General features: G+C 68.1%; 14 protein-coding genes. 5 read left to right on the forward strand and 9 right to left on the reverse strand.

Features of this window, described 5'->3' with window-relative positions; genetic code table 11:
* Window positions 1–7 precede the first annotated feature (7 nt).
* Window positions 8–1,525, reverse strand: a complete 1,518-nt coding sequence (locus ACQR13_RS18780) for an AMP-binding protein (protein ID WP_434863087.1) — start codon at window positions 1,523–1,525, stop codon at window positions 8–10.
* Window positions 1,526–1,875: 350 nt separating this feature from the next.
* Here ACQR13_RS18780 and ACQR13_RS18785 point away from each other — a divergent pair, with 350 nt between their 5' ends.
* Entirely contained in the window at window positions 1,876–2,280 is a 405-nt protein-coding gene (locus tag ACQR13_RS18785) for a four-helix bundle copper-binding protein (RefSeq protein ID WP_316166730.1), read from the forward strand.
* A 136-nt stretch (window positions 2,281–2,416) separates the two neighbouring features.
* On the opposite strand, the gene ACQR13_RS18790 is transcribed toward ACQR13_RS18785, so the two are convergent.
* Both ACQR13_RS18790 and ACQR13_RS18795 read right to left on the reverse strand, forming a co-directional pair.
* Entirely contained in the window at window positions 2,417–2,587 is a 171-nt protein-coding gene (locus tag ACQR13_RS18790) for a Flp family type IVb pilin (RefSeq protein WP_284418181.1), read from the reverse strand.
* A 160-nt stretch (window positions 2,588–2,747) separates the two neighbouring features.
* A complete protein-coding gene (locus ACQR13_RS18795) occupies window positions 2,748–4,292 on the reverse strand; it encodes a winged helix-turn-helix domain-containing protein (protein WP_434863111.1) in 1,545 nt (514 codons plus the stop codon).
* A 146-nt stretch (window positions 4,293–4,438) separates the two neighbouring features.
* Between ACQR13_RS18795 and ACQR13_RS18800 the strand changes: the two genes are divergently transcribed.
* Window positions 4,439–5,488, forward strand: coding sequence for an alpha/beta fold hydrolase (locus tag ACQR13_RS18800; protein WP_434845244.1), 1,050 nt, complete (start codon window positions 4,439–4,441; stop codon window positions 5,486–5,488).
* An 11-nt stretch (window positions 5,489–5,499) separates the two neighbouring features.
* On the opposite strand, the gene ACQR13_RS18805 is transcribed toward ACQR13_RS18800, so the two are convergent.
* Window positions 5,500–6,072 (reverse strand): GNAT family N-acetyltransferase, encoded by a 573-nt coding sequence (locus ACQR13_RS18805; protein ID WP_434863088.1) that lies wholly within the window; start codon window positions 6,070–6,072, stop codon window positions 5,500–5,502.
* A gap of 324 nt (window positions 6,073–6,396) precedes the next feature.
* On the opposite strand from ACQR13_RS18805, the gene ACQR13_RS18810 reads away from it, so the two are divergent.
* Both ACQR13_RS18810 and ACQR13_RS18815 read left to right on the forward strand, forming a co-directional pair.
* Window positions 6,397–7,908, forward strand: a complete 1,512-nt coding sequence (locus tag ACQR13_RS18810; protein WP_434845242.1) for a hypothetical protein — start codon at window positions 6,397–6,399, stop codon at window positions 7,906–7,908.
* Complete coding sequence (locus ACQR13_RS18815; protein WP_434863089.1) at window positions 7,905–9,401, forward strand: hypothetical protein; 1,497 nt, start codon at window positions 7,905–7,907, stop codon at window positions 9,399–9,401. The genes ACQR13_RS18810 and ACQR13_RS18815 overlap by 4 nt, the downstream gene beginning before the upstream one ends.
* A gap of 6 nt (window positions 9,402–9,407) precedes the next feature.
* Here ACQR13_RS18815 and ACQR13_RS18820 read toward each other — a convergent pair whose 3' ends face one another.
* The 5 genes from ACQR13_RS18820 to ACQR13_RS18840 form a co-directional block, all read right to left on the reverse strand.
* Complete coding sequence (locus ACQR13_RS18820; RefSeq protein WP_315754355.1) at window positions 9,408–10,667, reverse strand: Hsp70 family protein; 1,260 nt, start codon at window positions 10,665–10,667, stop codon at window positions 9,408–9,410.
* Between the two features lie 170 nt (window positions 10,668–10,837).
* Window positions 10,838–11,461 carry a peptide chain release factor H gene (prfH, locus tag ACQR13_RS18825; RefSeq protein ID WP_316226874.1) on the reverse strand — a complete coding sequence of 208 codons (624 nt, stop codon included), beginning with the start codon at window positions 11,459–11,461 and terminating at the stop codon, window positions 10,838–10,840.
* On the reverse strand, window positions 11,458–12,597 hold the full coding sequence (locus ACQR13_RS18830; protein ID WP_316202567.1) for an RNA ligase RtcB family protein: 1,140 nt from the start codon (window positions 12,595–12,597) through the stop codon (window positions 11,458–11,460). The genes prfH and ACQR13_RS18830 overlap by 4 nt, the downstream gene beginning before the upstream one ends.
* A gap of 448 nt (window positions 12,598–13,045) precedes the next feature.
* Window positions 13,046–13,498: a hypothetical protein gene (locus ACQR13_RS18835; RefSeq protein ID WP_315826610.1), complete on the reverse strand. Its 453-nt coding sequence runs from the start codon at window positions 13,496–13,498 to the stop codon at window positions 13,046–13,048.
* 177 nt (window positions 13,499–13,675) lie between these two features.
* A complete protein-coding gene (locus tag ACQR13_RS18840; RefSeq protein WP_315826611.1) occupies window positions 13,676–14,659 on the reverse strand; it encodes a phosphotransferase enzyme family protein in 984 nt (327 codons plus the stop codon).
* 863 nt (window positions 14,660–15,522) lie between these two features.
* Between ACQR13_RS18840 and ACQR13_RS18845 the strand changes: the two genes are divergently transcribed.
* Window positions 15,523–16,734 carry an APC family permease gene (locus ACQR13_RS18845; RefSeq protein ID WP_316202568.1) on the forward strand — a complete coding sequence of 404 codons (1,212 nt, stop codon included), beginning with the start codon at window positions 15,523–15,525 and terminating at the stop codon, window positions 16,732–16,734.
* Window positions 16,735–16,779: the final 45 nt, after the last annotated feature.

Here is a 16,779-nt window from a genome sequence, read left to right on the forward strand (position 1 = left end):
CGTGCCGTCAGTCTGCCGCCGGGCGCGCCCGCGTGGGCACGAGACGGAAGTCGCGGCCATCCTTCACCCACTCCGCGCGCTCGTCGCGCAGCAAGGTGCGGCGGACCTTGCCGGAATCGTCGCGCAGCATGACGTCGACCAGCTCGTAGCTTTCGGGGTGCTTGTAGCGGCTGAGCCGGTCGGCAAGGAACGCGCTCATGCCGTCGACGATTCCCTGCGCATTCCTGGAGCGGTCGATCTCCACGATCGCATGCACGCGCTGGCCAAGCTCTGGATCGGGCAGGCCGACCACGACGCAGGAGCGGATGTCGGGATGCGCCATCAGCGCCGCCTCGACCTCGGCCGGATAGATGTTGGCGCCGCCGCGCAGGATCATGTCGGCGAGGCGATCGCCGAGATAGAGATAGCCGTCGGCATCGAGCCGGCCGATGTCACCGAGCGACTCCCAGCCGTCGGCGCGGCGCTTCGGCTCGGCGCCGAGATAGTGATAGGTGCTGCCGGGACCATCCGCAGGCAGGAAGTAGATCTCGCCACTTTCGCCCGGCGCGACGTCATTGCCTTGGGGATCGAGGATGCGCAGTTTGCAGGACTCGTCGATCTTGCCGACCGAGCCCTTGTGCTGCAGCCATTCGGTGCCGGAGATGATGGTGCGGCCCTGGCGCTCGGTGCCGCCATAGAGCTCGTAGACGCGCTCGGGCCCGAGCCACTCGATCCATCTTTCCTTGAGCCATGGCGGCATCGGCGCGGCCATGTGGAACACCATCTTCAGGCTCGACAGATCGTAGCTGTTGCGGACCGCCTCCGGCAGCGCCCAGATCCGGTGCATCATCGTCGGCACGAAGTTGACCCACTGAATGTGCTGCGCCTGGATCAGCCGCAGCGTCTCTTCGGCGTCGAACTTCACCATCCCGGTCAGGCTGCCGCCGGCGAACAGCGCGTAATGCGACACGATGAAGGGCGCGTTGTGATAGAGTGGGCCGGGATTGAGCAGCGATGCGCCCTTCGGAATGCCAAGCGGGGGCTCGGCGGCGGTGTCGGTCACCGCAGGCTGGTGATCGAGGATCACCTTCGGCCGTCCGGTCGAGCCGCCCGAGGTCATTGCTTTCCAATAGCGCGACACCGGCGCGGCGAGCGGCGCGTCGGAAAAGCCCTCGGGCGTGAAATCGGCCGGCAGCGCGTTCGGCGCGTTCCAGTCGGCCTCGCCGCCGACCACCAGTGACGGCTTGAGGATATCGAGCACCGCGGCGGCCTCGCCGCGCGGCAGCCGCCACGACAGCGACGTCGGCGTCGCGCCGCATTTCCACACCGCGAAGCTGGTCTCGAACAGCGCATTGCCGTTGGGCAGGCCGATCGCGACGAAGTCGCCGGGCTTGACGCCCTTGGCCGCGAAGGCGCGCGCACGCGCATTGGCGCGGCGCTCGAGCTGCTCCCAGGTCAGGACATCGGTGCCATGCCGGAGCGCGACGCTGTCCCCGGGTTTGCGCTCCGCATACCAGCGCGGCACGTCGGCCATCGGAATCAGCATCCATTCCTCCGCATCGTCGGCTGCCTCGTACGGGCGCCCATTCTTGGTCTGCGGCTTCGGCCGCCGACGTCAGTGACGAGAGGTGTTGTGCCTCAACCGAACCGGGTCGTCCATACGCGCGCGCCGCCAGGTTTCGGATGGCAGTTCTGCGAAATGGCGCTGATGAGCCCGAGGCAGGACTGAAAGGCTGGAAGCCGTGACGCTAGGCGGACTGATAATTCCGTCACGCGGATCGTAAGACGATCGGGGGCGCGCCACGGGAACAGGTCAGGCACCGAACGGCGCGGCGATAAGAACCTTTGCAGCCGATCTTTATTGTCGCTCGCGGGGGCCAACGGACAGGAGCTCCCATGCACGCTCAACAGATGATCGAAACCCACCCGCACGTCCGCGGTCGAGTTGACGACGCACTCGTCCGCTGCATCGAGGAGTGCTACTCCTGCGCTCAGATCTGCACCTCCTGCGCCGATGCGTGTCTCGGAGAGAATAGCGTCGCCAGGCTGACGCAGTGCATCCGGCTCAATCTCGATTGCGCCGACGTCTGCAACGTCACCGGCCGTCTTGCCACGCGGCGCACGGGCTCCGACCAGGAGATGATCAGCCGCATGCTCGAGGCCTGCGCGGCGGCGTGCCGGCTATGTGCCGAGGAGTGCGATAAGCACGCCAAGATGCATGCCCATTGCCGGATCTGCGCCGAGTCCTGCCGGCGCTGCATGAACGCGTGCGAGGAGGCTGGACGCAGCACGACCCATTGATAGGTCGGTTGCGGCGCCGCTCCATCGAAGAATGGAGCTCATCAAGAGACAAAGGCCGGGCGCGAGGCCCGGCCAGTCCGACCATGGCGACCGGATTGCTCCGGTCCTGAGAACGCCATCGCAGACAATCGATCGATCAGCCGCCGTTCAGCTTCGTGGTCAGGGTCGTGAAGATGCCTTCCAGGGTGAGTCCGAGCTTGTTGAGTATGGTGATGATCGCAAGCGCGATGCCGGCCGCAATCAGGCCGTACTCGATCGCGGTTGCGCCCGATTCATCCTCGTAAAATTTGAGAAGCAATTTCTTCATCAATTCCCTCCGCCGCCCGGCGATATGACCGCCGAACGATGCCCGCGAAACTACGGAATGGAACCTAAGGTAGTATGAACGAGGTCTAGCCAAGTTTCGCAACTTTGCCGTTTATGTCGAAAATCTCAGTTGCAACACGGTCCACTGCACGCGAACGGGTTCATGGCGGCACACCGGCTGCGCGCAGCGCCTCCGCGTAGGTTGTGGCGAGCGTCCCGGTCGGAAATGGGATCCGTTCGAGGAACTCGGACACGGTGAGATGCGGCTCGAGGCTCAGAAGCTGGCGCGCGACCTCGCCGGCGCGCGACATCTCTCCGGTCCTGACCAGGGCCACGATCAGGACGCGGAGCGCGACGGCGAAACGCCGGTTCTGCGCCAGCGCGATCTCCGCCCATTGAACGGCGCCAGCGAGATCGTCCTCCGCCACCGCACAGATCGCCAGCGCTCCGGCTGCGAACCAGCCCCGCGGATCGCGCGGGTTCAGCCGCCGCGCCCGTTCGATCATCGCGCGTCCCGCAGCCGTGTGTCCGGCCATGATCTCGATCCAGCCGCTCAAGGTCAGCGCCATCGCCGAGTTCGGGTTGATGGCAAGCGAGCGGCGGAATAGCTCCCGTGCTGGGGCGATGTCCTCGGCCATGTTCCAGATCGCGAAGGCCGCCATCCACAGCACCTGCGCGTCACCGGGCGCATGCTCGCACGCCTGCCACGCCCGCGCCACGGCGGCCGTGCGATAGGTCTCGTCCGGCGCGCTCCAGCCCTGGAAGTGGCGCAGCGCCTGGCAATAGGCCCAAGCCGCCATCGCGGGCGCGCAGGCGGGATCGATCGCCAGCGCCTGGTCCAGACACGCGGTCGCCGCCGCGAGGCTGTCGGACGTGAAGGCGTCGCGCAGGCTGGCGGCGCGCAGCAGCAGATCGTAGGCGTCCGGAAGCGGCGGCGTGGCGCGGCGGCGCTCGCCTTCCGCCAGCTCGAGCGTCGGCTCGATCGCCGCCACGATGCTCTCGGTGATGCGGTCCTGCAGCGCGAACACATCGTCCAGCTGGCCGTCGAAGCGCTCCGCCCACAGATGCGCGCCGGACGCCGCATCGATCAGCTGCCCGTTGATGCGCAGGCGGGACCCAGCGCGGCGCACGCTGCCTTCGAGAACGTAGCCGACGCCGAGCTCGCGTCCGACCGTGCGGATATCGACGGCCTTGCCCTTGTAGATGAAGGAGGAGTTGCGGGCGATCACAGCGAGGCCGCTGCAACGGGATAGCGCGGTGATGATGTCCTCGGCCATCCCATCGGCGAAATAGTCCTGCTCGGGATCGCCGCTCATGTTGGTGAAGGGCAGCACGGCGATGGCGGGGCCGTCGAAGGCGGGTGCGGCTGATACGGCCGGCGTCTGCACCGCGTCGGCCTGCTCACGGACCGCCCCGACGAAGCGGACGCCCTTGCGCGGAATGGTGCGGATCAGCCGCTGCGCCTCGCCGCTGTCGCCGATCGCGCTCCGCGCCGCGCTGATGCGGCTCGCCAGCGTCGCCTCGGAGACGATGCGGCCGCCCCACACCTCGGCGAGGATGTCGTCGCGGCTGACGACGCGGTCGCGCGTCCTGATCAGGAACGCGAGCAGGTCGAACACCTGCGGCTCCATCGCGACCAGGTCGTCGCCGCGGCGCAGCTCGCGGCGGCCGGGATCGAGCACGAAATCGTCGAAGCAATATACCACAGGCACCGTCCTGGCCGCCGGTTTCACCTTCGCGTCACGCGATCCGCAAAATCAAGCCGGCCTCAAGGAAAAATCAATGCCTCCTCCAAGCGCCGCGCGGGCGCAAGGCGCACAACGACCGCACCTCGGAACCAGGAGCCTCCGCCATGCCGACCATCCTTCACCCCAGCCGCCGCCGCTTCCTCACCCTTGCCGGAACCGCCGTGGCGGCCTTTCAATTCGGCTCCAGCGCCGGGCAGGCGCAGAGCTTCAAGTCGGCGTCGAAGCTGCCGGCGATCCGGCCGGGGGCGGGGACGTCGCTCGGACCGATCAAGCAGGTCAAGGCCGGCGAGATCAGCATCGGCTATGCCGAGACAGGTCCGGCCGACGGCCCCGTCGTCATCCTGCTGCACGGCTGGCCGTACGACATCCACAGCTTCGCCGACGTCGCGCCGGCGCTGGCCGCGTCCGGCCATCGCGTCATCATTCCGCATCTGCGCGGCTACGGCACGACGCGGCTGCTGTCGCCGACCGCGTTGCGCAGCGGCCAGCCGGTCGCCGTCGCCGCCGACATCGTCGCGCTGATGGACGCGCTCGCGATCAGGACCGCGACCCTCGCCGGCTATGACTGGGGCGCGCGCACCGCCAACATCATCGCGGCGCTGTGGCCGGAGCGGTGCAAGGCGATGGTCTCGGTCAGCGGCTATTTGATCGGCAGCCAGCAGGCCGGCCGCATGCCGCTGCCGCCGGCCGCCGAGCTGCAATGGTGGTACCAGTTCTACTTCGCGACCGAGCGCGGTCGCGAGGGCTACGACAAGAACCGGCGCGACTTCGCCAGGCTGATCTGGCAGACGGCCTCGCCGAAATGGGCGTTCGACGACGCCACGTTCGCGCGCAGCGCCGCCGCCTTCGACAATCCCGATCACGTCGACATCGTCGTGCACAACTATCGCTGGCGGCTCGGCCTCGCGCAGGGTGAGGCGAAATACGATGCGCTGGAGGCGAGGCTCGCGACCTTTCCCGACATCACCGTGCCCACCATCACGATGGAGGGCGATGCCAACGGCGCGCCGCATCCGGCGCCCGAGGCCTACGCCAGGAAGTTCACCGGCCGCTACGAGCACCGGCTGATCACCGGCGGCATCGGCCACAACCTGCCGCAGGAGGCGCCGCAGGCGTTTGCGCAGGCGGTGCTCGACGTGACGACGAGCGCGTAGCGCCGACGATCTCAGGCGGGAGCGCGTTGCTTTTCTCGGCGTTGCAGCCACGTCTCCCGCCGCACGATCCATTGCTCGGAGCGGGTCTCGCCATTGTGGTGCGCGACCTCGATGAAGCCGACGAACTCGGCGCCCGTCTTCTGCTTGACCCGCCGTGATGCGATGTTGCTCGCGACGTTGCAGACGGTGAACTGATCGAGCCCGAGCGGACCGAAGGCGAAGTCGTTCACGGCGGCGATCGCCTCGCTCATCAGCCCTCGATTCCAATAGGGCTCAGCGAGCCAGAAGCCGCGATGGCCCTTGATCGACTCCATGCGCGGCCGGAAGTGAATATTGCCGATGGCCTCGCCGTCACCGTCGCGCAGCGCCAGCACCCATTGATACAGCTCCTCGCCGGCCGCGATCCTGTCGAGCTGCAGCCTGACGAAGGTCTCGGCGCCGTCGGGAGGATAGGGCCACGGAACGACGGCTGCGAGGTTGCGGACAACGTTCCAGTTGTCGAACTGACGCTGGATCGCCGGCGCATCGGCGAGGGCCAGCGGCCGCAGGATCAGACGGGCGGTATGCAACGTGGGCGTGAGCATGACGCCATGCTGTCGTTTACCAAGCTCGTTTGCAAGCCGGGGTTGCTGCGCCGTCTAACTCGCATGTCATTGATAATTCGCATCGCGCTCCGCCATTAAGGTTGCCAGGAACTTTCACGCCCGGACTGGAGCCCGATACTTCCACAACGTTGCATTGCAGTGCATGAATCGAGCACACGCAGCCTGCACGAATGCAGCGCGCGTACAACCGTCGCAGGAAACTGCGCCGGCTCGGGCTCAGGGTTGCGCCCGAACGTCAACCATTCGTCTGCCGCGAGATCATCACGCAGATCTTGGGCGGGCGCGATTCGGGGTGTCGTGGATATGAACCGCAAAGCGGCGGATCGTCAGTTACGTCGTCTGCAGGCAGAGCAGAGCTTCGATCCGCGCACATGGCGCGATCGGCAGCTCGGCCGGGCCGCGCCGTTCTACGGCTCGGAGCTGTTCCAGCTCGGCTGCCCGCCGCTCGCGTCGTTCATCGCCGCGTTCCTCGGCTGTCTGATGACCCTGCATCTGAGTGCAACCGGGCTGTCGCCGCTGATTGCCTCGGCCGCGGCGGCTTTGCTGCTGTGCGCCTCACTGATCCTGACACGGACCGCGGATCTGGTGCCGAGCACGTTCTTCTCGTCGGCCTATGGCGGCAGCTTCGTCGGCATGACTCCCGTGGCGCTGTTGAACGCAAGCGTCATTCGCGCCGGCCTGCCGCTCGACGCCGCCTTCGTTCTGCTCTCGCTGTTCTGTGGACTGGTGTTCTGTCTGGGCTGTGCGCTCGACATGTGGCTGCGCGGGGGGCTCGCGCGTGGCTATGGCGGACGACTGGGCGCGCTGGCGGCGGTCGCTTCGTTCCTGTTCGTCGGTCTCGCGCCGCTGCTTGGCGCCGAGGGCGAGCTGTTTCCGATCGCGCGCCGCGGCGCGCTGGAGCAGGGGCTCGGTGGCACTGCGCTCACCTTCGCGTTGTGCACGGTCGGCATGCTGGCGACGATGGCCGCCTTGCGCTGGGCGCCCGTGGCCGGGTCGCGCCGCGCGGTACGCATCTTCGTTGCGGCGACGGTGGCCTTTGCCGGCCTCGTGGTGCTGCAGCTTCTGCCCAGCAAGGCCCCTGATCTCGACGCCTATTCCGCCGGTTGCTTCGTCGGCATGTCGTCGTTGCGGCGGCTCCGCAGCCTGCCGCAGGCGATGGCCGCGGTGGTGCTGCTGACGTGCCTGCTGATCCTCACCGGTCCCATCCTGCCGAGCGTCGGCGGCAGCCTCGGATACATCGCCTTCGTCTCGGTCATCTTCGTGGATGCTGCGGTTCGTCTGTTCGTCGAGGCAGGGGAATCGCCGTGGCAGACCGTCCTCGCCTGGACGCGGGGACTCGTCGCCACACTCGCTATCTTCGCGGTGCTGCTCACCAGCGAGCTGATGTTTCAGCCGCCGGTGGCGGAGCCCAACGGTCCGTTGGTGAACGCGGACAAAGCCGCTGCGCCGGCGCGGACGACAATGCCCTCACACGACGAGGATCGGCGCGACGGCACGGCGCCCGGCGAGCCGGCCTTCGCCGCTGACACAGCGCCCGATCTGCCGCTTCAGATCCTGAATCCGGAGGGCGCCAATCCGCTCGCCCCGCGGCCCTCGAGTGAGCCGGTCCAGCAGTCCGCGTCGCCCGCGTCCGCAGAGCCGTCCCGGCGGATCGGTCGCGATGGTCGGCCAGCGGGCGTGCTGGCTGCCCGGCTGAAGCGCCAACAGGCACGGGTGGTGCCGCACGCGACGGCGCGACCGCGCATCGTGGCCCGCCATGAGGTGCAGCCCGCGCCGGAGTGGCGGCCGGACCCATCGACGTTGGCGGGGCCGTGACAGCGGACCGCGATGGCGCGCTCGACCGGCCGTCCGAGCCCGGCTCTCACCGCTGGCCGCGCCGGTCGCTGAATGTCGTGCCGCTGGCCTCGTTCGCCGGCGCTTTTCTCGGTTGTCTGGCGACGCTGCACCTGTGCACGTCGGGCCTGTCCCCGGCGCTCGCGTCGGTCACCGCCACCCTGCTGCTCTGCGCTGGCCTGATCACGGCAAGAACCAGAGATCTGCTGCCGACGACCTTCTCCTCCTCGGTCTATGGCGGCAGCTTCAGCGGGATGACGCCGATCGTTGCGTTGAGCGAGAGCGTGGCGCGGTCGGGGCTTCCGGTCGATAGGTCCTTCCTGCTGCTGTCGCTGTTTTGCGGCCTCGTGTTCTGCAGCGTCTGCGCGATCGAAATGCGGCTGCGCGTCGTGCTGTTGCGCGGCTATGGCGGCCGCTTCGGCGCGCTCGCGGCGATCGGCTCGTTTCTGTTCCTCAGCTTCGCGCCGCTGCTCGGCGCCGACGGCGCACCGGTGCGCGTCGCCAGCCTTCAGGGCTTCGACAGGGGTCTCAATCATTCGGTGCTCATGCTGGCGCTGTGCGGCGTCGGAATGGTCGCAACGATGGTGGCGCTGAGGCTGCCGCGGGTTGCGGCCGCAGGGCGGCCGGCGCGCATCTTCGTCTCGGCAGCACTGGCCTGTGCCGGTCTCGTCATCCTGCAGCAGCTCGCGCCGGACGATGCCCGCCTGTCCGACGCGTATTTTGCCGGTTGTTTCGTCGGCATGTCGTCGCCGCAGCGTTTGCGGGGTGTCGTCCAGCCGCTGGCCGCCGCGGTGGCGCTGACCGCGTTGCTGGTCCAGGCGGCGGCGGTTCTGCCAAGCGTCGGCGGCAGCCTCGGCTTCGCGGCCTTCGTCGCGGTGGTCGGCGTCGATGCTGGCCGCCGGATCATCAGCCGCGCCGCGCTGCCGCCCGAGCGTCCTGCGCGGATCTCGCTCGGCAGAAGCCTCGCCGCCGCACTCGCGATTGCGGGCGTGCTGCTGCCGAATGACTTGTTCCAGTCGGGGCCGGTCGAGGAGACCACGGGATCGATCGTGCAGGCGGAGAGGCCGCCTCAACCTGAGCCCGCCGTTCCAGCCGAGCCTGTTGCGGCCGAGCCGGCCGTGGCGGCAGTCCCGATCGAATTGCCCGCCGATGCGTCGCCGGCCGCCGAGACGACATCCGACGTAGTCCGTCCGGTCGCGCGGCCGGCGCCAAGCGAGCCGCCGCGGCGGCGCCGCGCCAGCCGGCCCGCGGTCGTTGCTCCGCAATCGCGTCCGATCGATCCCGAACCCTGGCGCATCATCCGCGACGGACAGCAGGCGGGTGCAGGAACGGCGGCGACCGGCTCGCCGCCGGCTCGGGCCAAGCGCAGCCAAGCCCGCGTTCCCGGATCAGCACCGGCCGCGCCGCGCGCCGCGCCACGGCCGCGGACGCCCCGGGTGCAGGATCCGCAGCCCTCGGCGTCGGAACCGCGCTGAGCAGGCTCAGCCGAACTTGCGCCGCGCGTCGAGCGCGAGCCCGATGCCGACGCTGCCGAGCAGGTCGGTCTCGGCGATGCGCGCCGCCGGAAACAGCGCCAGGATTGCCTGACGCAGCGCCGGCACCATGCTCGAGCCGCCGGTGAGGAAGATGGTGTTGATGGCAGCGGCCCCGACGCCGGCATCGTCGAGCAGCTTGGTCACCGTGCCGACGACGCGCTCGACGGAATCGCCGATGGCGCGGTCGAAATCCTTGCGCGTGAAGCGGATGCGCGCCCAGTCGTCCTTCTCCGACAGCACCGAGGTCAGCGACTTGGCCGCGGTCAGCGCGATTTTTGCCTGCTCGACGCCGATCGCGAGCGTATGGCCGCGATGCTCCTCCACCACCTTGATGAAGCGGTCGACCAGATCGCGCCGCTCGGCCTCGTAGCGGATCTGGCGCAGCTCGCCGATCACGCCCCTCTTGTAGAGCTGGTTGATGCGGTGCCAGGTGGCGAGCTCGTGATAGTACAGCGTCGGCAGGTTGCGCTTGCCGTCGGCGGTCAGGCTGCCGTAGCCGAGATGCGGCATCACGCTTTTCAGGCTGAGAAGCCGGTCGAAATCGGTGCCGCCGATGTGGATGCCGCCATTGGCGAGGATGTCGTCCTCGCGCTGCGTCTTGCTGCGCCGCTCGGGCGAGACGCGCACGATCGAGAAGTCCGAGGTGCCGCCGCCGATGTCGACGATCAGCACCAGCTCCTCGCGGGCGACCTGCTGCTCGTAGTCGAGCGCGGCGGCGATCGGCTCGTATTGGAACGCGATGTGCTTGAAACCCTGGTCCCGCGCGATGCCCTCCAGCGCGCTCTGCGCCTCCGCGTCGGCCGCATCATCCTTGTCGACGAAGCGGACGGGACGGCCGAGCACGACTTGATTGATCTCCCTGCCGAGCCGCGTCTCGATCCGCGTCTTCAGATGCGCGAAGAAGAAGCCGAGGATACCTGCAAACGGCACCGCCTTCTGCCGGATATAGGTCTTCTCGTGGATCAGCGCGGTGCCGAGGATGCTCTTCAGCGCGCGCATGAAGCGGCCGTCATGGCCGGTCAGATAGCGCTCGATCGCGCTGCGCCCGAACTGGGTGCCGTGATCCTCGAAATCGAAGAACATCGCACTCGGCAAGGTCCGCTGCTCGCCCTCCAGGGGGATGAGCTCTGCGGAGGCGGAATTGCTGAGGCCGACCGTGGTGTTCGAAGTGCCGAAGTCGATGCCACAATGGGCCGCTGCCGCCATGCTCGTCTCGTTTCCGTCCGGGGGGGCGGTCCGCTTAGCCGTTCGGCGGCGCGATGTCATCCGCCAATGTGCGGAGCGGCGTGCATGGCAGTCGTCTGGCGGAGAGATGACTGTGCATCCTGCCTGTCGAAGGTGCAGCCGGGGGCGCTGACGCCCCCGCTGTCCGGTGATCATCCCGCCGGCCTGAACGCAGGTCCCTCGAAGCGCAGCCCGGCTGCGCCGCGTTCGATGCGGTCATGCGCCGCGTGGATGAGGCGCGCCTCGCCGGCGTCCGCCAGGCGCCCGCGGCCGTCCAGCAATGCGGCGAGACGCGCGAGCGCAAGCGCCTTGTTGCGATGCTGGGAGCGGCCGTCGCGCGCGACCGCGACCAGCCCCGTCGGCATGTGAACCGCGCGCACCGCGCTCTCGGTCTTGTTCTGGTGCTGGCCGCCGGGACCGCCGGCACGAAAGCTCTCGAACCGGACGTCGGTGGCCGCCAACGCCGCCACCTGCTCCGACAGGGGCAGATCGACGATGCCGACGAACCAGTTCTTGCGGCCGTGATGCGGCCGCAGCGGACTGCGGCACACCCAGAGCAGCGAGCCCTGCGTCCAGCGCCGCGCGAGGTCGGCCGCCGTCGGCCCGTCCAGCACGACGATCGCGCTGGCCGGCCCATGCCGGTCGGTCTGCTCTCGCGCGATCGCGCATTCGCAGTCCGCCGCCTCGGCCTCGTCGGCGAGCCGCCGCAGCGCATGCGCGACCGCGAGCCGGCATTCGGCCGGACCGCGCCCCGCCGTGAGGAGCAGTCGTCTCATCGCCGGTCCTCCCTGCGCGGCCGCTGGACGGCGATCTTCTTCACCGTCACCAGCGGGCGGAAGCTGGCGACGACGCGCGCCAGCCCGAATGCTTCGAGATCGGCGATCACGCCGGCGATCGGCTTGTAGGCCTCCGGCGCCTCCTCGGCGAGCAGCGCGCGGTCCTCGCAGATCACGCGGCCGCCGAACGGATTGCGCGCGAGACGCTCGCGATCCGATCGCGTGGCGCCGACACGGCCGATCATCGAGCTCCGGTCGAACTTGCGACCGGCGCCATGCGCGATCGACCACAACGCCTCCTTTGGCGCTGACGCGAGCGGCGCGACCAGATAGGACAGCGCGCCGCGCGAGCCCGGCACGACGACGAGACCCTGGTCGGACGGCGCAGCCCCCTTTCGGTGCAACACGCCGTCTGCACGATGCTCGATGCAATTGTGCGAGCACGCGCAGACCGGATCGGCCTCACAGCGCAGGGCCGTCGCGGCCCGCTGCGCGATGACCTGCCGGTTCAGCGACGCCCAGCGCAGCGCGTGATCATGTGCTGCGAGATAGGCGTGGCCAGCCCCACTGTCCGGCGCGAGCGGCTTGAGGCCGTCGGCGATCTGCCGTTCGAGCAGCGCATGGCCGAGGCCGCGCGAGCCCGAATGCACCAGCAGATGGGCGCGGTCGCGATCGATGCCGCAGGACGGATCGAACACCTCCTCGACCGCCTGCAGCTCACAGAAGTGATTGCCTCCGCCGATCGTGCCGAGCGACGCATCGAAGTCGGACGGCGCAAGCTGATGAGCTGCGAGCTCGCTCACGATGTCGCCGTCATAGGGTGTGGCGACGTCGCGCAGCCGGTCGGCCGCCTTGTCGACGCGAATCCGGCGCGAAGCGAGGTCGAGCTGATACAGCGCCATGCCGCAGCCCGCATCGGAGCCGACGAAGGCCGGGTGGATATGGTCGGCGAGGATGGCGCAGCCGACGGGACCGAACTTGCCGGGATGCAGATCCGGCATGCCGGCGACAGCACGCACGCCACAGATGTCAGCCACGGTTTCGAGCTGGCGCGCAGCGGCGCCCTCGATCCAGGAGCTGGACGAGTAGAAGCCGTGGACCGGCGCACAGCCGTCCACGCGATGGGAATTGCCCATGTAAATACCTTGGAGAAAGATAGGGAGAACTGGTCAGGGACTATCTGCGCGCGCGGACGCACGCATGCCAGACCAAACCTCGCCTCACGCGAGGATCAGTCCCGGCGGCTCCTGGCGGAGCAACGGATGATCGCAGTCATCGTCTCTCTCCTGTGCGGCGGAGCCGAATGCTCAACGCCGGAGCGCGTAGTAATCACATCCCGATCATATTGGCAATGTGCGTCATTCAACCGATGTCCCGCTGTGACGTACAGGACACGGATGCCCCGTCGTTTTCGAGCAGCTCGCTTTCTCTCCGTCATTGCGAGGAGCGCAGCGACGAAGCAATCCAGGGCCCCGCGCACCACACTGGATTCATCGCCGCGCTCGCACAGAATGGGTGGCATCGAAGATGGACGACGGCGCATCTGCCCGCAGCCGGCAGATCCAGGCACGTGCATCCTCGCGATCAGAACAGCGCGAGGAAATCGCCGAGGAAATAGATGATGGCCACCACGATCAGCGCGCCCATCAGCAAGAAGGAAAGCTGCACGGCGATCGCGCAGCCGCCCAGGGTCGTCGCCATCGCCGCGACGTGCCGCTCCTCGCGACGCAACTGACCCACGACGCCGAGAATGATCGCAAGCAAACCGAGCGAGACCGCGGCCACCGGCAATTGCTGGTGCAGGCGGTCGGTCCAGGACGTCTCGCGCGCCGGCGCCTGGTCGTCGACGCCCTTGATGCGCGCCATCAGGCGCTCCTTCACGCGATGTCCGACATCGACGATGACCTGGTCGATCGGCGGCGGCGGATCGATCACCGGCAGCACCCAATGCGGCAGAACCGCCGCGACCAGAGCAACAAGCCCGATCACGCAACCGATGATGCCCAGCCGACGTGACTGAACGATCGTGTCTGTCATGGCTCAAAATCTCCGATGCGGGCGTGCTGCGTCTGCTTCGGTCGCGGCGGAAGGATTGCGAAACGTTAATCTCGTCATCGTCACCGCGGAAAGGACCCAACCCCCGCAAGCCTGAACGCCTGGATCATGCGTCGGCCGCCGGAGCTCTCCGGTTCAATCCCTCCGATCCGCCCAAGCTCATAGCAAGCGCGTCGCAAGCTGCTGCGCCTCCCAGCCTTCGAGAAATTCCCGCTGCTGCGTGACCCAGCGGACATTCTCGCTACCCCATTCGCGCGAACGGCTGGCCTGCTCGCCCATCAGCCAGAAGTGCCTGACGATCACGAAGGCATGCGCGGCCTCGAAATCAGCGGCCGAGATCGGGCGGACCGAGCGGTAGCCGTCGACGAAGGCGTGCCACGCCGCATGGAAGCGCCGGCCGAACGACAGCTTGGTCCACAGGAACACGGCCAGGTCATAGGCCAGATAGCCGGGACCGCCGTCGTCGAAGTCGAAGAACACGGCCTCGCCGCCGGCGCCGATGCGCGCATTGAAGCCGTGGCAGTCGCCGTGACAATGCGTCCATGTCAGGCCCTCCATCGCCTTGATCCGTGCGGCGGTTCGCTCCGCGATGTCCTGGAGAAAGCGGCCATCATCGGCATCGATCAGACTGCAGAGCTGTTGAACGCGCGCGAGCGGCCGGTGCAGCAGATGGTCGAGGTCCAGAAGATAGAGCGGCGCTTCGGGCCGATAGGACATCGCCGCCGCGTGCACTCGGGCAAGCGTCACGCCATTGGCGCGCGCGTCGCTCTGCGATGCGACCTCCGGGGTCCGTCCCTCGATGGCGTGAAACAGCACGCCTTCGCGGCCGCCTTCCGCCGCCTCGCCGCGTACGAACAGCGCGCCGTCGCGCGCCGGAACCGCCGCGGCCACCGGCACGCCGCAGCGCGCGAGATGTGCGAGGAAGTCGGTCTCGGTGCGGACATCGGCCGGGCCGCGGGCGCGGTGATGCGACAGACGGAAGACGTAGCGTGCGCCCGTTGCGGATGTAATCAGATAGACGTCGTTGAAGCCGCGGTTCATCAGGCGGCACGCGAGCGGCTCTGATAGCGCGTAGTGTGTTGCCACGAAGCGGCCCACGCTCTCGGCGCCGGTCGTGGTGTAGATCGGCTCGAAGTCGGGCACGTCGCGTGTTCCGGATTGTGGAGACGATGGCATCCTAAGCTGCTGCCGTCCGCGGTGAAAGGCGGGACGGGCACGAGCAATCCATCGCATTGGCGTAGGCAGGTTGTACCGGGCTGCCCGTCGGGCAAATCGATCGAGGTGGCGAACGCAATCTGCCGCTCGTGTCCAGCCCGCCTGCGAAAAATATTCCTGTTTCGCTTTTCCGGAAATCATGCTTATCTCCCGCGCATCCCGCCTCATGCAGAGAGGGGCGTACGCGTCGTCACGATACGCGGGGGCGGGGAGTGGTGGCCGTCGCGAGGTCGGGCGCGTTCGCGCGCAAGACGACTGATGTCGTGGCGGACGGTCAAGCCGTGTGGTCCTGGCGCCCCGAAGCTGGCGCCAAGCTTGCGATCACGTTCGTGCGTGGTTGCGAGCGACGGGGGCAAACAAGCCGGTCCCCGGGGAGAGCGCGGAGCAGCCGTGAAAACCATCGCGCAGGGAAGGCCGGGTCGCTCCGGCTGAACCTGTGGTTCCTGCCCCGTGCATTTTCTCCGCACGGGGGCCACGGGCCTCGGCCGAGGCTCGGTCTTCCCTGCGCCCTCTCGTTTCGAGAGGAGATCGATCAGCACAGCTCGGGCCCATCGCGCCGCGAGAGCGCGAAGTCATGTCTCGACGCGGCGCATCTCAAGTTGGCCGATGGCCGTGAAGGCGAACGCGCCTCGCGAAGAAGGCCCGGCGGCCGAATGCCGCAGCAGCCGGCCGCGGGCGCGCGCTCCGGATTGACCGGGATCAAGAGCGCTCGCGCTTGCTCCCTTAAGCCCCTACAACTCTGTTGTTCGTTGTGATCAAGAATGGACGTCGTGGTGCCGCAAGATCCAATCGTGCCTCCATCTGGCTTGCGGCGGCGGCTCGGACTGCCGCTGCTGGTCCTCTACGGCACGGGTGTGACCGTCGGGGCCGGCATCTATGTCCTGATCGGCGCGGTCGCCGGTCATGCAGGAGTCCATTCCTCCTGGGCCTTTGCGCTGGCGGCCTTCGTGATGGCGTTCACCGCCGCCTCCTATGCCGAGCTTGCGACCCGCTATCCCGTGAGCGCCGGCGAGGCCGCCTATGTCCGCGCGGCCTTCAAGTCGCGGCTGCTCTCGACGGCGGTCGGCTCGCTGCGGCTCGCCACCGGCATCATCGCGGCGGCCGCGGTGACGCTCGGCGGCGCCGGCTACATCCGGCAACTGATCGATCTGCCGACGCCGCTGATCGCGACGGCCATCGTGGTCGCGCTCGGCATTGTGGCGTCCTGGGGCATTCTCGAATCGGTGATGCTCGCCGGACTGCTGACCTTGATCGAGACCGGCGGACTGGTGTGGATCGTCGTCTCGGCCGTTCACTCCGGCGTCGCGTTCGGCCCTGCCTTGCTGACGCCGCCGCCGCTCGATCTCGGCGTTCTCTCCGGCATCACCTTCGCCGGCCTGCTCGCGTTCTTCGCCTTCGTCGGCTTTGAGGACCTCGCCAACGTCGTGGAGGAGGCCAAGAGCCCGCAGCGAAGCATTCCGTGGGCGATGGCGCTCACGCTGCTGATCACCTCCGTGCTGTATGTGCTGATTGCTGCGATCGCGGTGACCGCCGTGGCGCCGGGCGTGCTGTCGGCCTCTCCGGCGCCGCTCAGCCTGGTGTTCAATGCCGTCGCAGGCATCAGCCCCGCCACCTTCACCGCGATTGCGATCGTGTCCACGCTCAACACCGTTCTCGCCCAGATGACGATGACGGCGCGCGTCGTCTATGGCATGGCGGGGCAGGGCGACCTGCCGCGCATCGCCGGCCGCGTCGATCCGCGCACCGGAACGCCGCTGATCGCAACCGGCCTCGTCATGCTGGCGGTCGCGATCCTCGCGCTGGCCTTCCCGCTGGAGCGGCTGGCGGAAGGCACCTCGCTCGCGACGCTGACGATCTTCGCCATCGTCAATCTGTGCCTGCTCCGTATCCGCATCCGGCGCATCGGATCGGATGCCGCCCATGTGCGGGTGCCGCTATGGGTCCCCGCACTTGGTCTCATCACGTGTATGCTGATGATCGTCAGCGCGTTCGTCGCGGCCTGAGCGGACCGATGGGAAACCTTGCGGCGATGTACCGGGTTGCCCGAT

The organism is Bradyrhizobium sp. HKCCYLRH3059, assembly GCF_051168035.1.
Lineage (GTDB): Bacteria > Pseudomonadota > Alphaproteobacteria > Rhizobiales > Xanthobacteraceae > Bradyrhizobium.